Below are 18,890 nucleotides of genomic sequence, written 5' to 3'. Positions count from 1 at the left end.
GATTTTAGGCTTCAGGCTGTCAAGCAGTGTGTCATTAGATTAACTGACAAATATGATACAATGTGACTGATAGGAGTTATGAAATGACAAAACGAGTATTATTAGTAGATGATGAGGAGCCTATCTTAAAGCTACTGGATTATCACTTGGCCAAGGAGGGCTTTGTGACAGAGATGGTAACAGATGGCCGTACTGCCTTGGCATTAGCTGAAAGAGAACCTTATGATTTTATTGTGTTAGATATTATGCTGCCGCAATTAGACGGTATCGAGGTCTGCAAAAGGCTTCGTGCTAAGGGAAGCAAAACCCCAATTATGATGGTTTCTGCTAAAAGTGATGAATTTGACAAGGTTTTGGCTTTGGAACTGGGGGCAGATGATTATGTGACCAAGCCCTTTAGTCCTAGAGAATTATTAGCGCGTGTCAAGGCTATTTTAAGGCGTACTGAAGCAGAGATTTCTGGTGATGGTGAGGAGCGTCGTGAGCCTTTTTATACGATGAGTCAATTGCGTCTGTACCCAGAGCGACATGAGGTCTATAAGGACAAGGAGCTATTGCCATTAACCCCAAAGGAATATGAGCTACTGCTCTATCTCATGAAGCACCCTAATATGACCTTGACGCGTGAGCGGCTATTAGAGCGTATCTGGGGTTATGACTTTGGCCAAGAAACACGTCTGGTAGACGTTCATATTGGCAAGCTCAGAGAAAAAATTGAGGACAATCCTAAGGCGCCTCAGTATATTCAAACCATTCGCGGCTATGGCTACAAATTTAAGGAGCTAAAGAATGATAGGACATCTTAGGCGGTTGAGCATGTTGCTAGGGCTTTGCTTGCTTGCTGCTCTTGGTCTGATCTGGCAAGGACCGCATCAGGTGCTGACTCTGATAGTGCTGTGTACTGGTCTCGTAGCTAGCTTTTATGTCTTGATTATGCTGTTTAGATGGGAGCGTGAATTCAGAGCCTTGCACCACCATCTTTTGACAGCTAGTGACCATTTTCTCCTAGTGGGGCAGGCTGATTTAAGTGCTTATGCTAAGCAGCTGACAGAGCTAAAAAGTGACCTATTACAAAAGGAAGCAAGGCTAAAATCCTTATCAAAAAATGTGGAGGCTGTAACCTCTCATCTCACGATGGGCATGCTTTTAGTCTCCAATCAAAGGGAGCTGTTGCTGACCAGCAAGTCCTTACCGGCTTATTTTCCAGAGGCTAAGCCACCTTTTGTGGTTTTGGAGGATCTTAAACGAATGGATCTGATAGCTTTAGTTAATCAAGTCTTTGACCAAAAGCAGACATTAAAGAAGGAATTAACAGGCCTACATGATGGTGATTTGATCTTGGAGGTTACCCTTGTGCCTATCTTTAACCAGTCGCATGTTGTCAAGGAGGTTTTAGTGCTCTTATATGATCTGACGGCCATTCGTCATTATGAGAGGCTAAATTTGGAGTTTATTGCTAATGCTTCTCACGAATTAAGAACACCGGTTACATCGATCAAGGGCTTTGCTGAAACGATTAAGGAAATGCCTGATGATGAGACAGGCCTAAAAGAAGACTTTTTAGACATTATCTACAATGAAAGTTTGCGTCTAGAGCGTATTGTTGAGCACCTGCTGACCTTATCCAAGGCTAACAAGACACCACTTGACCTGACAGAGTTTCAGCTCAGGAACTTCCTGCTGTATACAGGTCAGAGCATGAGGCCACAGCTAGAGCACAAACAGCTTGAGCTAAGCTATGCATTGGAGGATTCGATTGTTGTGACATCTGATCAATACCTCTTATCGCAGATCATGTTAAATCTCTTGTCAAATGCGATACAGTATACAGACAATGGGGGCAGAATTCAGCTATCCAGTCAAAGGGTTGCTGGTGGTGTTGCCATTACGGTTGCAGATACTGGGATTGGCATTAGCCAAATTGAGCTAGATCGTATTTTTGAGCGCTTTTATCGTGTTAACAAGGGACGCAGCAGGCAAAGTGGTGGAACAGGCCTAGGCCTAGCCATTGTAAAGGAGCTGAGTCAGCTTCTTGGCGGTCAGATAACAGTTACAAGTCAGCTAGGAGAGGGTAGCCAATTTACCTTATTCTTACCAGAAGCTATCAACAAGTAAACAGTCACTACCAGCTGCTTAAGGCTAGTCTTGGTAGTGGCTGTTTTAGGTTTTACAAAATCTTTACATTAATCAGGGATAAACCTTTACAAAGACCTGATAAGCTATAGGTGTAGCAAGCCTACAACATAATATCATAAAAGATAAGGGTGATTCTTATGACAATCAAAAAAATGCTGATCATGGCAGCTATTGGCTTATCAGGCTTAGGTCTTGCAGCCTGTGGCAATAACAGTGCTGATGCTGGAAAAGCAGCAGACAGGATTGACCTTGTTTCTCGAGAAAATGGCTCAGGTACTCGTGGAGCCTTTGCCGAAATGACAGGCATTCTAAAAAAGGACGGTGACAAAGAGATTGACCAAACAGCAAAAACAGCTATTATCCAAAATAGCACAGAAGGGGTCATCTCCTCTGTTAAGGGAAATAGTCGTGCCATTGGCTACATCTCGCTAGGGTCCTTAAATAGCGACGTTGCAGCCCTAAAGGTAAATGGCGTAAAGGCTAGTCGTGAGACTATTTTAGAGGGGAAATACCCTCTGCAGCGTCCCTTTAATATTGTATGGTCCTCAGACCTATCAGGAGTTGGTAAGGATTTTATCACCTTTATTGACTCAAAGCAGGGGCAGGAGATTGTTAGAGACAATCGATTGATCGAAGCAAAAACAGACGCGCCAGCCTATAGCAGTAAGGGCTTATCAGGCAAGCTGTCAATTGTAGGCTCAACCTCAGTTTCACCCTTGATGGAAAAATTAGCAGAAGCATACAAGAAAGAAAATCCAGCCATTAGCATTGATATTACCTCAAATGGCTCATCAGCAGGTATCACCGCCGTCAAGGAAAAAACAGCAGACATCGGTATGGTTTCTCGTGACCTAACAACTGAGGAGAGCAAGGGCTTAATTGATGATGCGATTGCCCTTGATGGTATCGTAGTGATTGTTCACAAGGATAATAAGGTAAGTAATATTGGCATAGATGTGCTGGCTGATGTCTTTAGCGGCAAGCTAACAAGCTGGGACAAAGTCAAATAAAGAACGATTAGAAGGAAGGCAAAGAAGAGGTGTTTTGTTCTTGCTTTCCTTTCTTAGAAAGGATCATCAGTGAATAAACAAGCCTTTAAGGAGGATTTTTTTAAAGTTATCTTCTTTCTCAGTGCAGCGATGGCAATTATTGCTATTTGTTTAATCTGTATCTTTATTTTTAGTAATGGCCTTCCCTTTATTGCTAAGTATGGTATGAGAGCCTTTTTGCTAGGAAATGATTGGTCACCGTCAAATCAGCCGGCAAGCTATGGTATTTTGCCGATGATTGCAGGGTCTTTTGTCATCACACTTGGTGCAATGGTGATTGGTGTGCCAACAGGTATATTGACCTCAGTTTTTATGGTTTACTATTGTCCTAAAGCATGCTATGGCTTTTTAAAGTCAGCTGTTAATCTGATGGCAGCCATTCCGTCTATCGTTTATGGCTTTTTTGGTCTTCAAGTGCTAGTGCCTTGGATTAGGAGCTTTGCTGGTAATGGCATGAGTGTGCTGACTGCCTCCTTGCTCTTAGGAATCATGATTTTGCCAACGATTATCAGTCTTTCAGAATCTGCTATCAGAGCTGTTCCAAAGGCTTATTATTCAGCTAGTCTCGCACTAGGTGCCAGTCATGAAAGAAGCATTTTTCGAGTGATCTTGCCAGCAGCCAAATCAGGCCTTTTTTCCGCCCTTATTTTAGGGCTTGGTCGTGCCATTGGTGAGACGATGGCAGTTATTTTGGTAGCAGGAAACCAGCCTGTGCTGCCATCAGGATTATTTGAGGGCACAAGAACCATGACAACAATTATTGTCTTAGAGATGGCATATGCCTCTGGTCAACATAGAGAAGCCTTAATTGCAACATCAGCTGTCCTCTTTGGCTTTATTCTCATTATTAATGCTTGCTTTGCTTATGTGAAAGGAAAATCAACTCATGATTAACTATTTGCTAAAAGCCCTGGTCTATCTTTTGGCGCTATTGACCTTTGGCTCCTTATTTTTGATCATTGCCTTTATGCTGGTAAAAGGCTTGCCTAGCCTCTCATTATCCTTATTTTCATGGACCTATACCTCTGACAATATTTCTCTAGTGCCGTCGATTATCTCAACTGTTAGTCTAGTTTTAGGCACCTTAGTGCTAGCCTTACCCATTGGTGTCTTTGCTGGCTTCTATCTTGTGGAATATGCCAAGCAGGATTCACTATGGGTAAGGGCGATACGTCTTGCAGCTGATACGCTATCAGGGATTCCTTCGATTGTTTTTGGTCTTTTTGGCATGCTGTTTTTTGTGTTTTTTCTTGGCCTGCAATATTCTCTTTTATCAGGTATTCTGACGTCTGTAATCATGGTGTTGCCAGTTATCATTCGGTCAACAGAAGAAGCACTCCTCTCTGTTAGTGATCACTTGCGTCAGGCTAGCCTTGGCTTAGGAGCCGGTAAGCTAAGGACGATTTTTAAAATAGTGCTGCCGGCTGCAATGCCTGGTATTCTAGCCGGGGTAATCTTAGCAATTGGACGTGTTGTGGGTGAGACAGCAGCCTTGATGTATACCCTAGGCACCTCTACCAATACACCAACCAGTCTCATGTCATCAGGACGCTCACTAGCCCTTCACATGTACATGCTGTCTAGTGAAGGGCTACATGTCAAGGAAGCTTATGCAACGGGTGTTATCTTACTCATAACCGTCTTACTGATCAATGCCCTATCAAGCTTGTTATCACGCCGATTAGTGAAAGGAGTCGTCTAAAATGGGAGCTTTTTCAACCAAGCATCTTAATGTCTTTTACGGAGATTTTCAGGCCTTAAAGGATATCTCCATTGATATACCAGAAAAGCAGATCACAGCCCTGATAGGTCCCTCTGGCTGTGGCAAATCAACCTTTTTAAAAACCCTAAATCGCATGAACGATTTGATTCCTTCCTGTCGGATTGAAGGGGAGATTCTCTTAGACAATCAAGACATCTATGCTAAAGCAATAAACCTCAATAGCTTACGTAAGCGTGTTGGCATGGTCTTTCAGCAGCCTAACCCATTTGCCATGTCTATTTATGATAATGTGGCTTATGGTCCCAGAACACATGGCCTTAAAGACAAGAAAAGCCTAGATCAGCTGGTCGAGCAATCCTTGAGAGGAGCAGCCATTTGGGACGAGGTCAAGGACAGCTTAAAAAAGAGTGCCCTGTCCTTATCAGGTGGACAGCAGCAGCGGCTGTGTATTGCAAGAGCGCTTGCTGTGGAACCTGATGTGTTGCTCATGGACGAGCCTACCTCTGCTCTTGATCCCATTTCTACCTTAAAAATTGAGGACTTGGTTCAGCAATTAAAGCAGGATTACACGATTATCATCGTTACCCACAATATGCAGCAGGCTTCACGCATGTCAGATAAAACAGCCTTTTTCCTCACAGGAGATATTTGTGAATTTGGCGATACAGCTGAACTATTTACAAAGCCAAAGGACAAGCGCACAGAGGATTATATTTCCGGACGCTTCGGATAAGAAAAGGACTAGGCGATGAAAGAGCAATTGGAATGAGGGCTAAATCTCTCCTCAATTGGTGTTTTGATGATGTCAGATCAGTATCCTATTAGCGTGGAAGCTTCTCTCTTACTTCCTGTAGAGTGAAGCTTTTTTGCTTTCTTTGATAAGCACGATCTAGCTATTTTCAGACAAAGGTTACTGGTATTAGAAATATATATATATTAGTAAATTATAACCTTATTAATGTTATATAATAACTACATAAAAAAATAAATAGGAGTCATATCATGAAAAAATTACTATTAACTAGTGCTGCGGCGCTAGCCTTAGCAACAGTAGCAGTTAGCACAACAAAAGTAGAGGCAGCTTCTCATTCTAAACATGTAATCGAACATAGTATTAACGACACCAAGTCGCTTAGTGCAGCGCGCTGGGGCTCAAGACTGCAGATCCTCAATTTGTTAACACAGTATAAGGAGAAATTGAGAGGCGGTGGTTTTTACTTTTATCAAAGAAAATTTAGAGCTGAAGTAGGTAAAGCAAAAACCCCGGCTCAGATTGAGGAGCTTTATGACAAGTTTAGAGAAGAACTGGAAAAACTCGCTTAATTTTGACTAACCACTAAGTAGCTAAAAGACGATTTCCGTTTGGAGATCGTTTTTTCTTAGCCTTTAGAAGTATCTGAAAAGATAAGTTTTGTTTTCTTGACACTTATTTGTCATAAAGCTTTTATCTTGGTCTATCCCTCTTTCTTTGTGCTATAATAAGAACTGTTATGGAAAATATGAATCATCAAAACATTTCAGAAGTGTTAGGGGTCACCCTAAAACAGATTAGTCAAGTGCTTGCCCTTACCGCTGAGGGTAATACCATTCCCTTTATTGCGCGCTATCGTAAGGAAGCTACAGGTAACCTTGATGAGGTGGTGATCAAGGCTATTATTGATATGGATAAGTCTCTCACACAGCTTAAGGAGCGTAAAGACACCATTCTTGCTAAAATTGAAGGACAAGGGAAACTAACAGCTGCCCTTAAGGAAGCTATAGAAGCAGCTGATAAATTGGCTGACCTAGAGGAGCTTTATTTGCCTTACAAGGAAAAGCGGCGTACCAAGGCAACCATTGCTCGAGAAGCTGGCTTATCTGGACTAGCTAGACTGATCCTTCAAAATGCACAAGACCTAGAAGCCAAGGCAGAGGCCTTTATCACAGAAGGTTTTTCGGATCCACAGGCAGCCCTTGCTGGAGCTGTTGATATTTTGGTCGAAGCCATGTCAGAGGATAGCAGGCTAAGGTCCTGGACCTATAATGAGATTTGGAATTATAGCCGTATAACCTCTAGCCTAAAGGAAGCCAGCTTAGATGACAAGCAGGTCTTTCAGATTTACTATGAGTTTTCTGAGACGGTATCTAACATGCAGGGCTACAGGACCCTAGCTCTCAATCGTGGGGAAAAGCTAGGCATATTGAAGGTATCCTTTGAGCATCATATAGACAAAATGCTGCGCTTTTTCAGCCTTCGCTTTAAGGAGCACAATGCTTATATTGATGACGTCATTAACCAAACAATCAAGAAAAAAATTGTTCCGGCTATGGAAAGGCGTATCCGTACAGAATTAACGGAAATGGCTGAGGACGGTGCTATCAAGCTCTTTTCGGAAAATTTGCGTCATCTTTTGCTAATTTCACCACTAAAGGGAAAAATGGTGCTGGGCTTTGACCCGGCTTTTAGGACAGGGGCCAAATTAGCGGTGATTGATCCGACTGGAAAGCTATTAACCACTCAGGTCATCTATCCAGTGGCACCAGCTAATCAAGCTAAGATTCAAGCAGCAAGAGAAGCCTTAGCTCAGCTCATCACTGACTATCAGATTGATATTATTGCCATTGGTAATGGTACAGCCAGTCGTGAGAGTGAAGCCTTTGTCGCAGAGGTGCTAAAGGATTTTCCAGAAACCTCTTATGTCATTGTTAATGAAAGTGGAGCTTCGGTTTATTCGGCCTCAGAGCTAGCCCGCCATGAATTTCCAGAGCTGACGGTTGAAAAGCGCTCAGCTATATCTATTGCACGTCGCTTGCAGGACCCGTTAGCAGAGCTGGTCAAAATTGACCCCAAAGCAATCGGTGTCGGACAATACCAGCATGATGTTAGTCAGAAAAAGCTATCTGAGCATCTGGATTTTGTCGTTGATACCGTTGTTAATCAGGTTGGTGTTAACATCAATACAGCTAGTCCAGCCCTGCTGGCTCATGTTTCAGGGCTAAATAAAACCATTTCTGAGAATATCGTCAGGTATCGTGAAGAAAATGGAGAGATCACCTCACGTGCTGAGATCAAAAAGGTCCCTAGACTAGGCGCAAAGGCCTTTGAGCAGGCAGCAGGTTTCTTGCGTATTCCCAATGCTAAGAATATATTAGACAATACAGGTGTCCATCCAGAAGCCTATCCAGCTGTCAAAAAGCTCTTTCAATTACTTGCGATTAAAGACCTAGATGAGCCTGCAAGGGCCAAATTACAGGCGGTTAATCTTGAAGAAATGGCAGAGCAATTGACGCTTGGTCAAGAAACGCTCAAGGATATCATTGCTGATTTGCTGAAGCCAGGAAGAGACTTGCGTGATGACTTTGAAGCTCCTGTTCTTCGAAAGGACATTTTGAGTGTAAAGGATCTGGCTGTTGGTCAAAGGCTAGAGGGAACTGTTAGAAATGTGGTTGACTTCGGTGCTTTTGTTGATATTGGTGTACATGAGGACGGTTTGATTCACATTTCAGAGATGAGTGAGGCCTTTGTCAATCACCCAAGTCAGGTAGTTTCTGTCGGAGATTTAGTCACTGTTTGGGTTTCTAAGGTTGACTTAGACCGCCACAAGGTCAACCTAAGCCTAGTGCCGCCTCGTGACGCTGACTGATTATGTTAGAGAGGTCTCGCTAGCTGATTTTGGAAAGCCCTTTAAGCATCAGGCTTCTTGGAACAGACGACTAAGAACAACAGGCGGACGTTTTTTTCCAAAGGATGGTCATCTGGATTTCAATCCCAAAATCTTAGAGGAGCATGGGGAGACTGTCTTTAGACAGATCGTTAGGCATGAGCTTTGTCATTATCACCTCTATTTTGAGGGGCTGGGCTTTCGGCATAAGGATCAAGCCTTTAAGGAGCTTCTAGACCAAGTAGACGGTCTGAGATACGCTCCAAGATTACAGTCACATCAAGCTAATTACCTCTACATCTGTCAACATTGCGGCCAAGCTTATGACCGAAAACGCCCTATCAATCTGGCAGTATTTGCCTGCGGCAGGTGTCATGGCAGGCTCATTGAAAAAAATCAGTCGTAAGGCTGATTTTATTTTGCTAAAAAAGGAATAAACTAGTATCATAGAATAAGGAGGTGAGGAGACATGGAATCTAAATTTTATAAGCAACGAAAGCATAAGCTAGTGGCTGGAGTTATCTCTGGTTTAGCTGATAAATACGGCTGGGATTTGCCCCTAGCTCGTGTGCTTGCCGCCTTATTGATCTATTTTACTCGCTTTGGGGTTGTTATTTATATTCTTTTAGCCATCTTCCTACCATATAAAGAGGACCTACTTGAAGAACGTTACGGGAGAGGACCAAGACGTCGCAAGGATGCTGATGTCCTAAATGATGAAGATGAAGGCTGGTTTTGGTAAGACCACAGCGAGCGACTATTAAAAGCTTAACAGGAATTTTAATAGTGTCTTTAGCGTGATTATCAGAAATAAAGCTGGCTGTAGGCCTTTATCTGATGAGATAGGGCCTTTTGTTGTTTGTGCTCTTTAGGCTAGTGCCTGCTTTAAGTGAGCTGAGGCAGCTGTTGCAGGATTCTTTTTTAGTATGATCAAGCACTTTGGAAGCTTCTTTGAAAAATAAGTATTTGTAAGGGCTTAGATAGTGATTTATGATATAATATTAAAAAAGGAGAAATTATGACAGTTACCGTTAAGATGTTAGTCACAAAGGTCAAGCTTGACGTTGTCTATGCAACTGATGACCTGCTAGAAAAGGAGATAACGACCTCAGATATTTCGCGTCCGGGACTTGAGATGACCGGCTATTTTGATTACTATGCCCCAGAGCGGCTCCAGCTGTTTGGTATGAAGGAGTGGTCCTATCTCACTCAGATGACCTCACATAACCGCTACTCAGTTTTAAAGGAAATGTTTAAAAAAGACACGCCGGCTGTGATTGTATCTAGGGGGCTAGCTATTCCAGAGGAGATGGTTCAGGCAGCGCAGGAAGAAGGCATTGCCCTGTTTAGCAGCCGCGTATCTACCAGCCGCTTAGCTGGTGAGATGTCTTATTTTCTTGATGCTTCCTTAGCAGAGCGGACAAGCGTGCATGGGGTGCTGATGGATATATACGGTATGGGGGTGTTGATCCAAGGTGATTCAGGTATTGGTAAGAGTGAGACAGGCTTAGAGTTGGTCAAGCGTGGTCATCGCTTGGTGGCAGACGACCGAGTAGATGTCTTTGCCAAAGATGAGGAGACGCTATGGGGAGAGCCAGCAGAGATCTTACGCCATCTCCTTGAGATTCGTGGTGTTGGAATTATTGATGTCATGTCACTGTACGGTGCTAGTGCTGTCAAGGATTCCTCACAGGTGCAGTTAGCTATTTATTTGGAGAATTTTGAGGCAGGCAAGGTTTTTGACCGCCTGGGCAATGGCAATGAAGAGATCACCTTTTCTGGTGTCAGTATTCCAAGGATTCGCATTCCTGTTAAAACAGGTCGAAATGTCTCAGTGGTTATTGAGGCTGCTGCAATGAACCATCGTGCAAAAGAGATGGGCTTTGATGCCACCAAAACCTTTGAGGAGCGCCTTACACGCTTAATCAGCAAAAATGAGGAGGGCAAATGATCAATCCAATAGCCTTTAAGCTTGGTCCCCTTAGTCTTCACTGGTATGCGGTTTGTATTTTGGTGGGATTGCTCTTAGCGGTTTATTTGGCAGCCAAAGAAGCTCCGCGAAAAAAAATGACCAGTGATGATATTATTGATTTTATTCTGATTGCCTTTCCTTTGGCAATTATTGGAGCAAGAATATATTATGTAGCCTTTGAATGGTCCTATTATTCTCAGCATTTGAGTGACATCTTTGCTATTTGGAATGGTGGGATTGCTATCTATGGTGGCCTGATAACAGGTGCTATCGTTCTCTTTGTTTATTGCTACTATAAGGTGCTGAATCCTATCCATTTCTTAGATATTGCAGCGCCTAGTGTCATGCTTGCTCAGGCTATCGGCAGGTGGGGAAATTTCTTTAACCAAGAGGCCTACGGTAAGGCTGTCAGCCAGCTCAATTACCTGCCTAGCTTTATTCGCCAGCAGATGTTTATAGACGGCAGCTATCGTGTTCCCACCTTTTTGTATGAATCCATGTGGAATCTGATTGGTTTTGTCATTATCATGGTGTGGCGGCGTAAGCCCAGGTCATTGTTAGATGGAGATATTCTCTCATTTTACCTGATTTGGTATGGCTGCGGTCGGTTGGTGATTGAGGGCATGCGAACGGACAGCCTGATGCTTCTAGGGATTCGTGTTTCTCAATATGTGTCGGTGCTGCTCATTGTCATTGCGATTGTTTTTATTTTCAAAAGACATCGACAAAAGGGAATTTCTTATTATCAAGAATAGGAATAGAAAGAGGAGAAGTTTATGAATTTGGTGGGAATCTCACTGCTGATAATCGCATTAGCCTTTGTTGCTCTGGTTATTTTTTTGATTATGGTATTAAAAAAGGTATCAGAGGCAGTTGATGAGGCTAAAAAAACCATTACTGTTTTAACTAGTGATGTCAATGTTACCCTCTATCAAACTAATGAAATATTAGCCAAGGCTAATGTGCTGGTAGATGATGTTAATGGTAAGATGACAACAATAGATCCTCTCTTTGTTGCTATTGCGGATTTGTCAGAAAGTGTTTCTGATTTGAATGTGCAGGCTAGACACCTTGGGCACCGGGCGACAAATGCCACAAGCAATGCCGCAAAGGTGGGGAAGGTAGCTCTTGTAGGCAAGGTTGCTTCTAAATTATTTGGTAAAAAGGAGAAAAAGTCATGAGTAATTTTTTAAAAACGTTGGTGATTGGTGCAGCTTCAGGAGCAGCTGCTGCTTATTTCTTGTCAACTGAAAAAGGAAAGCTCTTGAAGGCTCGTGCGCAAAGGGCCTATGAAGCCTATCGTCAAAATCCTGAGGAATACCATCAAATGGCTAAAGAAAAAGGAAGTGAGTACAGTCAGCTGGCTCGCCATACCTTTAATGATTTAAAGACTAGGTTTGAATCAGGGGATATGACCACTGATCAGGTGTTTGATTTTATCAAGGAAAAGACCAGCCAATTTGTTCATCAGGCAAAGGAAGCTACTTCAGAGCATGACAAGGCTGATGATGTGATCATTGACCTGAACGAAGAGGATATTATTATCAACTATCCTGAAGATGATTCAGAAAAAGAAGCAGATAGCAATAAGTCTTAAGAATAATAAGGCAAAATAAGGACCCTCTCAGCTATGGAGGGTCTTTTGTAGTGCAGGCTACTTGTCTATTCAAGGGCAATAGGCAATAAGGGTAATGAAAAAAGAGCTTAGTCTCGCCAAGCTCTAACTCTTTATGACATTAATAATGTGATTGCTTTTGAAAGAAAGGAAGTAATGGCTAGGCTGATAGCGCTAGCAATTAGAAAGGCCCAAACCGGTGCCAAATTCATGACGAGAAGGACAAATGCAAACAAGACGGTGATTAAGCTAAAAACAGCAATACGGGCAAAAAAAATAAGTTCCTTTAGCTTGCTACTGTGTCCATTGAGGTCTTGAAACTCTTGAAATTTTTGCTGCGAGACCTGCTCTTGCTCCTTGAGCTGCCGCTGCTTCAATGGTGTAGGCATAGTCCTCTCCTTTCCCGTAAGATACCCAACCATTTTACCATAAAAGCTGATGGTTGTCATCTTTTTTTTGAAGGCTTCTCGTTATAGGCCTTGGTGTAGGCATTAAGATTTTGAATGAATCATTTTTGAAAGCCTAAGAAATTTGGTATAATATCCCTTGTATGGAAAAAATAATTATTACAGCCACAGCAGAAAGCATTGACCAAGTCAAATCGCTTTTAGCTGCAGGTGTTGATCGTATTTATGTAGGCGAAGCTGATTATGGATTGCGTCTTCCTCATGCTTTTTCTTATGATGACTTGAGGCAGATTGCAGCGCTTGTTCACAAGGCGGGCAAGGAGCTAACAGTTGCTTGTAACGCTCTGATGCACCAAGACATGATGGATCGTATAAAGCCATTTTTGGACCTTATGAAGGAGATTGCTGTCGATTACCTTGTTGTTGGTGATGCCGGTGTTTTTTATGTGAATAAACGAGATGGCTATGATTTTAAGCTGATTTATGATACCTCGGTTTTTGTTACCTCAAGCCGTCAGGTTAATTTTTGGGGGCAGCATGGCGCTGTTGAAAGTGTTTTAGCTAGAGAGATTCCCTCGGAGGAATTATTTGCCTTGGCTGACAATCTTGACTACCCAGCAGAAATATTGGTTTACGGGGCCTCTGTTATTCATCATTCTAAGAGACCCCTCCTTGAAAATTATTATCATTTTACCAAAATTGATGACGAGGTCAGTCGAGAGCGTGGGCTTTTCTTAGCAGAGCCAGGCGATCCTGATAGTCATTATTCTATCTATGAGGACAATCATGGAACTCATATTTTTATTAACAATGACATTGATATGATGACTAAGCTAGGCGAGCTATATGAGCATGGCCTGACACATTGGAAGCTAGATGGTGTTTACTGTCCTGGTGAGAATTTTGTGGCCATTACCAAGCTGTTTATAAAAGCAAAGGCTTTGCTGGAGTCTGGGCAATTTACCCCAGAGCTCGCCCAGCAGCTTGATGCAGAAGTGCAAGGGCTTCACCCTGTAGGGCGTGGTCTAGATACAGGCTTTTATGATTTTGATCCTAAAACAGTCAAATAAGCTCTAACTTGACTTGTCCTGATTAAGGTTACTATTTCAAGGCATGACAAGTTAATCATTCAAAGATGTTACATCTTACCTATCTTGAAAATAGAAAGAATAATAACATGTTAAATGTAAAAAAACGTCCTGAGGTGCTGTCGCCCGCAGGAACACTTGAAAAATTAAAGGTTGCCATTGATTATGGCGCTGATGCGGTTTTTGTTGGTGGGCAGGCCTACGGGTTAAGAAGTCGCGCAGGAAACTTCTCTATGGAGGAATTACAAGAGGGGATTGACTATGCTCACAGGCATGGGGCTAAGGTCTATGTTGCTGCCAATATGGTTACCCATGAGGGCAACGAACTTGGGGCTGGTGAGTGGTTCCGTCAATTGCGTGATATGGGGCTTGATGCGGTCATCGTTTCAGACCCGGCCCTTATTGTGATCTGCTCAACAGAAGCACCGGGACTTGAGATTCATCTATCAACTCAAGCATCATCGACGAACTATGAAACCTTTGAATTTTGGAAGGAATTAGGTCTGACACGTGTTGTGCTGGCACGTGAGGTCAATATGGCAGAATTAGCCGAGATTCGAAAGCGCACAGAGGTTGAGATTGAGGCTTTCGTGCATGGTGCCATGTGTATTTCCTATTCAGGGCGCTGTGTTCTCTCAAATCACATGAGTCACCGAGATGCCAATCGCGGAGGCTGCTCACAATCCTGCCGCTGGAAGTATGATTTGTATGATATGCCCTTTGGCTCAGAGCGTCGTTCCTTAAAAGGAGAGATTCCAGAGGAATACTCCATGTCCTCGGTTGACATGTGTATGCTGGAGCATATCCCTGATTTGATTGAAAATGGAGTTGATAGCTTGAAAATCGAAGGGCGCATGAAGTCTATCCATTATGTGTCAACAGTGACCAATTGCTATAAAGCAGCTGTTGATGCTTATATGGAAAGTCCAGAGGCATTTTATGCTATTAAGGACGACCTTATTGATGAGCTTTGGAAAGTGGCTCAGCGTGAGCTAGCAACTGGCTTTTATTATCATACACCAACTGAAAATGAGCAGCTATTTGGTGCGCGGCGTAAGATTCCGCAATACAAATTTGTTGGGGAGGTGGTTTCCTTTGATGATGACAGCATGACAGCCACCATTCGTCAACGTAACGTCATTGTTGAAGGAGACAGAGTTGAGTTTTACGGACCGGGCTTCCGTCATTTTGAGACAGTGATCAAGGATTTACATGACGCTGACGGCAATAAAATTGACCGCGCGCCAAACCCAATGGAGCTCTTAACCATCTCCTTGCCACAGGCTGTCAAGCCAGGAGATATGATTAGAGCCTGTAAAGAAGGACTTGTTAACCTCTATCAAAAGGACGGAACCAGTAAGACCATAAGAGCCTAGTACCACTAGACTAAGCAATAGGACTTGACCAATTCCCTTTAACACAGAGAAATGATAAGGCTAGGTCTCCTTTACTCCTGATTAGGGTACTGAGTCTATGGCTTTTCTTTGGTGCTGGTGCGTGTATGAGGTACTAAGCTAGCCTTATCAATATCTGCTAAAAAAATAATGGCAGTCAGGTTTTGATTGATGTTCTTTAAGACCAATTGGCCGGTTAGCTGATCGTATTTTTTAATGTGTCCAGTAAAGCTTTTGGCTTGATAGATCACATGAATTGGAGTCTCCTTGGCCTGTGCCTCTTTGATGGTGGTAATGATCTGGTTGGCCTTGAGGTTAACGGGAGAAGCCTTGGCTTTTTTGGGAGGCTGATTGTCAATAAAGCCGATCAAGGCTGATTGCAGCTGCTTCATCATTGATTTCATAGCTATTGTCCTCAAACATTGATAGAATAGTTTGATAGTATTTTACCTTAAACTATGATTTTTAAAAAGAATTTACTGTTTTGCATTCAATTTTTAATATTATTTTCGAATAGATAGATGAGGAGGAAAATATAATGTCAGAATTTACATTTAAGATTGAGGAGCATTTGCTAACCCTGTCAGAAAGCGATAAGGGGTGGACAAAAGAGCTAAACCGCGTTAGCTTCAATGGAGCAGAGCCAAAATGGGATATCCGCACTTGGAGCCCTGATCACACAAAGATGGGTAAGGGCATTACTCTGACCAATGAAGAATTTAAGACAATTCTTGATGCCTTTCGTCGTTAAGCCTTAGCTTAGTCATCAATAACCTCAATATGAGAAGAACCTTTTCTAATGAACAGTATCAACCATCAGTTACTTTGTTCTTGTAGGAAGGTTCTTTTGTTATCTCTTCAAGTGAGCTTTTAAGAGCAAGATAAAAAGACTATCGTCTAGAACTCCCTTAGTACCAATAGCTGCTACCGCAACGGTAAAAGCCCAAAAACAAACTAATTAGGAATCTGGTATCCAGAAGGCTGGTCTAGTCCTTTTATAGCTTTTAGTGTCTGTTGGTCACTATCTATTGGTGAGAGGAGTATATCACAGTGCTCCAATCGAGCCTTGGTTTGGGCGCTTTAAGTCCTGACTGCTATGAGCTGAGGGTATACCAGACAGCTTGTCACTGATAGTAATACAACTGTCTTTAAGAGCACAAGAAAGGCCCTGCCCCTCCCTTTAGGAGGAACAAGGCTTCTGTTTAATCATTTACCAGTTCAGTGTCTACTTAACCGGGAGCCACTCAAGCTCAGCTCTATTTAGAGATTGCTACTTCTGTCTTAGCCTTAGGCTACTCATATCCTGCTCTAAAATCATATAGCTTGTCATGACTTGCTTTAGAATAGCACACTTGTTGAGTCTAGGTTTCAAGGCCCTTGAATGACTGATGTTGAAGGTGTTTAGCTCCTGTTGTCTTGGTATAAGAAGGTGTGACCTTTTGGTACTTGGTTTTTCTATTGCCATGCTTTTAAGATGATGACTGGCATGCTTGGTTGTTGACTACAAGCTGATAGCCTTGTGGGAGGCTCTGCTTTCATAAGGCTTAAGGGCTATTTTTACTTTAATGTAAGGCTCCTTGGCTGGTAGCGATCGAGACTTGGAGGTGGTAGAGGGCTAGCTAAGGCTTTGACTTGAAACGATCGGCTAGACCAATAATCATGAGGATCAGTCCTAAAGCAAAGAAAATCCATTTCAAGCTGAGTAAGGCATAAAGGATAAAAATAGCAGCTGAGAGGTAACTAATGTATTCTTTTTTCATAAAATGCTCCCTATCTTTTTACACTATTGTAGCATAAAAATCAGCTTAAATGCTGCTGAGATCAATGACTGCTTTATTTAAGCTTTCATTGGCCTAGCTAAAAACCGTTTATCCTAGCAGCATGTCATCATTGCAAACAAAAAGGATTGAAGAATCAATCCTAAGAGGTGACTCTTCAATCCTAGTATACAGACAAGTTAAGGCTGCCACTTCAAAAGTGATGCTTAGGATCAGCTAGAGAAAGCTGCTTTTTAAACACTGGTAGCTAGTCGCTTTTTATGGCTTCATTGTTGGGAATAACAAAACATCGCGAATAGTGGTTGTATTTGTCAGCAGCATGCAGAGGCGGTCAATACCGATTCCAAGCCCGCCTGTTGGTGGCATACCGTATTCAAGAGCCTCAACGAAGTCGTAGTCAATACCGGTTGCTTCATCGTCTCCAAGCTCTTTGGCTGCTGCCTGTGCCTTAAAGCGTGACAGCTGATCAATTGGATCGTTTAGCTCGGTAAAGGCGTTAGCGTACTCTTTGGTCATGATAAAGAGCTCAAAGCGGTCTGTGAAGCGGCTGTCCTCAGGATTTTTCTTAGCAAGTGGTGAGACCTCTACGGGGTGCCCGTAAACAAAGGTTGGCTGAATGAGGGTGTCTTCGACAAAGGCTTCAAAGAAGGCATTAATGATATGACCAACAGAGGTAAAGTGCTTCTCAAGTGGCACATGCTTTTCATTAGCTAGAGCCTTTGCGTCTTCAAAAGTCATCTCAGACCAGAAATCAACACCAGCTACCTCCTTAATGGCATCAACCATATGCACGCGTTTGAATGGTTCATGAAGCTTGATTTCAGTCCCCTGATAATCAATTGGTCCCTCTCCCTTGACTGCTTTAGCAGCGTGCTGAATGATTCCTTCAGTTAGAGTCATCATATCTAAATAGTCTGCATAGGCTTCATAGACCTCAATAGAGGTAAATTCTGGGTTATGTGTAGCGTCCATCCCTTCATTACGAAAGATCCGTCCAATTTCATAGACACGCTCCATGCCACCGACGATGAGGCGCTTGAGATGCAGCTCTGGTGCAATGCGAAGCACCATATCAATATCTTGTGCATTGTGGTGAGTGATAAAGGGACGAGCAGCAGCACCACCAGCCTCATTATGAAGGACAGGTGTCTCCACTTCTAAAAAGCCAAGGCCATCGAGGTAACGACGAATTTCAGAAATTATTTTTGAACGTGTGACGAACCGTTCAAAGCTGCTGCGGTTTGAAATCAAATCCAGATGACGCTTGCGATAAATGGTTTCGATATCAGTTAAGCCATGAAATTTCTCTGGTAGTGGACGTAGAGATTTGGATAGATGGGTCAGTTTTGTGGCCTTGATAGACAACTCACCCATATCAGTACGCATAATGTCGCCTTCGACCCCGATAAAATCACCAAGGTCAGCTTTTTTGAAAATGTCATAGTTGTCATCACCAACTGAATCCTTACGAACATAGATTTGGATTTGCCCTTGACGATCCTGAAGATGAGCAAAGCCCACCTTTCCTTTACCACGCTTGGTCATCAGACGACCAGCAATAATCGCAGTGGCTTGAAGCTCTTGTAAATCTTCTTTGGTTTTGTCTGAGTATTTTTCCTTTAATTCACCAGAATTAGTTGTTCGGTCGAAGCGTTTGCCAAATGGATCAATGCCTTGCTCAGCTAAGGCTGCCATTTTTTCACGACGGACAATTTGTTGATCATTTAATTCTTCGATGTGTTGATTTGACATGTTTTCCTCCAATACTTTTCCTTCCTATTGTAACATAAAAGACTATAGAATACACCTATATTTCGCGGGAATTCTATCATCGAAGCCTCAGATGATAGACCTTTGACTTGTATAGAAAAATTGGTTTTGTCTGAGTTGGTTTTTCTGTATAAATAAGCTATTATTTGTGAGATCTTACTTGAATTGAGGGCTTTTGCTAGTTCCAATAGATTATTTTTGATGATATTTGACAAAAAACTTAAATTGTGAAAAAATATTAATCGAAAAAATCAAAAAACTCTCAACGCTAAGGCTAGTCTTTGTGCAGTTGAGGGTTTTTATCAGGAAAGGATCAT

At 42.5% G+C, this 18,890-nt stretch carries 21 protein-coding genes; 17 read left to right on the top strand and 4 right to left on the bottom strand.

Translation table 11 applies throughout. From position 1 onward, the window contains the following. The first annotated feature begins 83 nt into the window (after positions 1–83). The 14 genes from I2432_RS07100 (at position 84) to I2432_RS07035 (ending at position 12,118) form a co-directional block, all read left to right on the top strand. Positions 84–806 (top strand): response regulator transcription factor, encoded by a 723-nt coding sequence (locus tag I2432_RS07100; RefSeq protein ID WP_043039157.1) that lies wholly within the window; start codon positions 84–86, stop codon positions 804–806. Then, entirely contained in the window at positions 790–2,115 is a 1,326-nt protein-coding gene (gene pnpS, locus I2432_RS07095) for a two-component system histidine kinase PnpS (RefSeq protein WP_043039156.1), read from the top strand. Before I2432_RS07100 ends, pnpS begins: the two co-directional genes overlap by 17 nt. Positions 2,116–2,273: 158 nt before the next feature. Next, entirely contained in the window at positions 2,274–3,146 is an 873-nt protein-coding gene (locus tag I2432_RS07090; protein WP_206158686.1) for a substrate-binding domain-containing protein, read from the top strand. 69 nt (positions 3,147–3,215) lie between these two features. Then, the gene (gene pstC, locus I2432_RS07085; RefSeq protein WP_043039155.1) at positions 3,216–4,079 is read left to right on the top strand and encodes a phosphate ABC transporter permease subunit PstC; all 864 of its coding nucleotides are present in this window, start codon (positions 3,216–3,218) and stop codon (positions 4,077–4,079) included. Further along, on the top strand, positions 4,072–4,887 hold the full coding sequence (pstA, locus tag I2432_RS07080) for a phosphate ABC transporter permease PstA (RefSeq protein ID WP_043039154.1): 816 nt from the start codon (positions 4,072–4,074) through the stop codon (positions 4,885–4,887). Before pstC ends, pstA begins: the two co-directional genes overlap by 8 nt. Before the next feature lies 1 nt (position 4,888). Further along, positions 4,889–5,641: a phosphate ABC transporter ATP-binding protein PstB gene (gene pstB / locus I2432_RS07075; protein WP_012677665.1), complete on the top strand. Its 753-nt coding sequence runs from the start codon at positions 4,889–4,891 to the stop codon at positions 5,639–5,641. Positions 5,642–5,910: 269 nt separating this feature from the next. Then, on the top strand, positions 5,911–6,231 hold the full coding sequence (locus I2432_RS07070) for a hypothetical protein (RefSeq protein WP_021320976.1): 321 nt from the start codon (positions 5,911–5,913) through the stop codon (positions 6,229–6,231). Positions 6,232–6,398: 167 nt separating this feature from the next. Continuing rightward, the gene (locus I2432_RS07065; RefSeq protein ID WP_206152439.1) at positions 6,399–8,531 is read left to right on the top strand and encodes a Tex family protein; all 2,133 of its coding nucleotides are present in this window, start codon (positions 6,399–6,401) and stop codon (positions 8,529–8,531) included. After that, a complete protein-coding gene (locus I2432_RS07060) occupies positions 8,518–8,955 on the top strand; it encodes a SprT family protein (protein WP_012515959.1) in 438 nt (145 codons plus the stop codon). The genes I2432_RS07065 and I2432_RS07060 overlap by 14 nt, the downstream gene beginning before the upstream one ends. Before the next feature lie 63 nt (positions 8,956–9,018). Then, on the top strand, positions 9,019–9,291 hold the full coding sequence (locus tag I2432_RS07055) for a PspC domain-containing protein (RefSeq protein ID WP_012515958.1): 273 nt from the start codon (positions 9,019–9,021) through the stop codon (positions 9,289–9,291). A gap of 276 nt (positions 9,292–9,567) precedes the next feature. Then, positions 9,568–10,500, top strand: a complete 933-nt coding sequence (gene hprK / locus I2432_RS07050; protein WP_012515957.1) for an HPr(Ser) kinase/phosphatase — start codon at positions 9,568–9,570, stop codon at positions 10,498–10,500. Continuing rightward, the gene (gene lgt, locus I2432_RS07045) at positions 10,497–11,276 is read left to right on the top strand and encodes a prolipoprotein diacylglyceryl transferase (protein WP_043026144.1); all 780 of its coding nucleotides are present in this window, start codon (positions 10,497–10,499) and stop codon (positions 11,274–11,276) included. The genes hprK and lgt overlap by 4 nt, the downstream gene beginning before the upstream one ends. Before the next feature lie 21 nt (positions 11,277–11,297). Further along, positions 11,298–11,702: a DUF948 domain-containing protein gene (locus I2432_RS07040; protein ID WP_012515955.1), complete on the top strand. Its 405-nt coding sequence runs from the start codon at positions 11,298–11,300 to the stop codon at positions 11,700–11,702. Beyond that, positions 11,699–12,118, top strand: coding sequence for a YtxH domain-containing protein (locus I2432_RS07035; protein ID WP_043039150.1), 420 nt, complete (start codon positions 11,699–11,701; stop codon positions 12,116–12,118). Before I2432_RS07040 ends, I2432_RS07035 begins: the two co-directional genes overlap by 4 nt. A gap of 131 nt (positions 12,119–12,249) precedes the next feature. Here I2432_RS07035 and I2432_RS07030 read toward each other — a convergent pair whose 3' ends face one another. Continuing rightward, entirely contained in the window at positions 12,250–12,525 is a 276-nt protein-coding gene (locus I2432_RS07030; RefSeq protein ID WP_041785612.1) for a DUF3270 domain-containing protein, read from the bottom strand. A 161-nt stretch (positions 12,526–12,686) separates the two neighbouring features. On the opposite strand from I2432_RS07030, the gene I2432_RS07025 reads away from it, so the two are divergent. Together I2432_RS07025 and I2432_RS07020 are read left to right on the top strand one after the other, a co-directional pair. Further along, entirely contained in the window at positions 12,687–13,613 is a 927-nt protein-coding gene (locus I2432_RS07025) for a peptidase U32 family protein (protein WP_043039149.1), read from the top strand. Positions 13,614–13,720: 107 nt separating this feature from the next. Next, the gene (locus I2432_RS07020) at positions 13,721–15,007 is read left to right on the top strand and encodes a peptidase U32 family protein (protein WP_206152440.1); all 1,287 of its coding nucleotides are present in this window, start codon (positions 13,721–13,723) and stop codon (positions 15,005–15,007) included. A gap of 95 nt (positions 15,008–15,102) precedes the next feature. Here the strand turns inward: I2432_RS07020 and I2432_RS07015 are convergent, their stop codons facing one another. Further along, complete coding sequence (locus I2432_RS07015) at positions 15,103–15,429, bottom strand: hypothetical protein (protein ID WP_043039147.1); 327 nt, start codon at positions 15,427–15,429, stop codon at positions 15,103–15,105. Between the two features lie 134 nt (positions 15,430–15,563). Here I2432_RS07015 and I2432_RS07010 point away from each other — a divergent pair, with 134 nt between their 5' ends. Then, positions 15,564–15,776 carry a YdbC family protein gene (locus I2432_RS07010; protein WP_012515948.1) on the top strand — a complete coding sequence of 71 codons (213 nt, stop codon included), beginning with the start codon at positions 15,564–15,566 and terminating at the stop codon, positions 15,774–15,776. Between the two features lie 868 nt (positions 15,777–16,644). Here the strand turns inward: I2432_RS07010 and I2432_RS07005 are convergent. Next, positions 16,645–16,785, bottom strand: a complete 141-nt coding sequence (locus tag I2432_RS07005; RefSeq protein WP_043039146.1) for a hypothetical protein — start codon at positions 16,783–16,785, stop codon at positions 16,645–16,647. A 276-nt stretch (positions 16,786–17,061) separates the two neighbouring features. Continuing rightward, complete coding sequence (gene lysS, locus I2432_RS07000) at positions 17,062–18,555, bottom strand: lysine--tRNA ligase (protein ID WP_043039145.1); 1,494 nt, start codon at positions 18,553–18,555, stop codon at positions 17,062–17,064. Between the last annotated feature and the right edge of the window lie 335 nt (positions 18,556–18,890).

Origin of the sequence: Streptococcus equi subsp. zooepidemicus, from assembly GCF_015689395.1 — a bacterium.
In the GTDB taxonomy this organism is placed as follows: Bacteria; Bacillota; Bacilli; order Lactobacillales; family Streptococcaceae; genus Streptococcus; species Streptococcus equi.
Note: the sequence above shows the minus strand (reverse complement) of the source record. Positions and strands in the feature narration are given on the sequence as shown.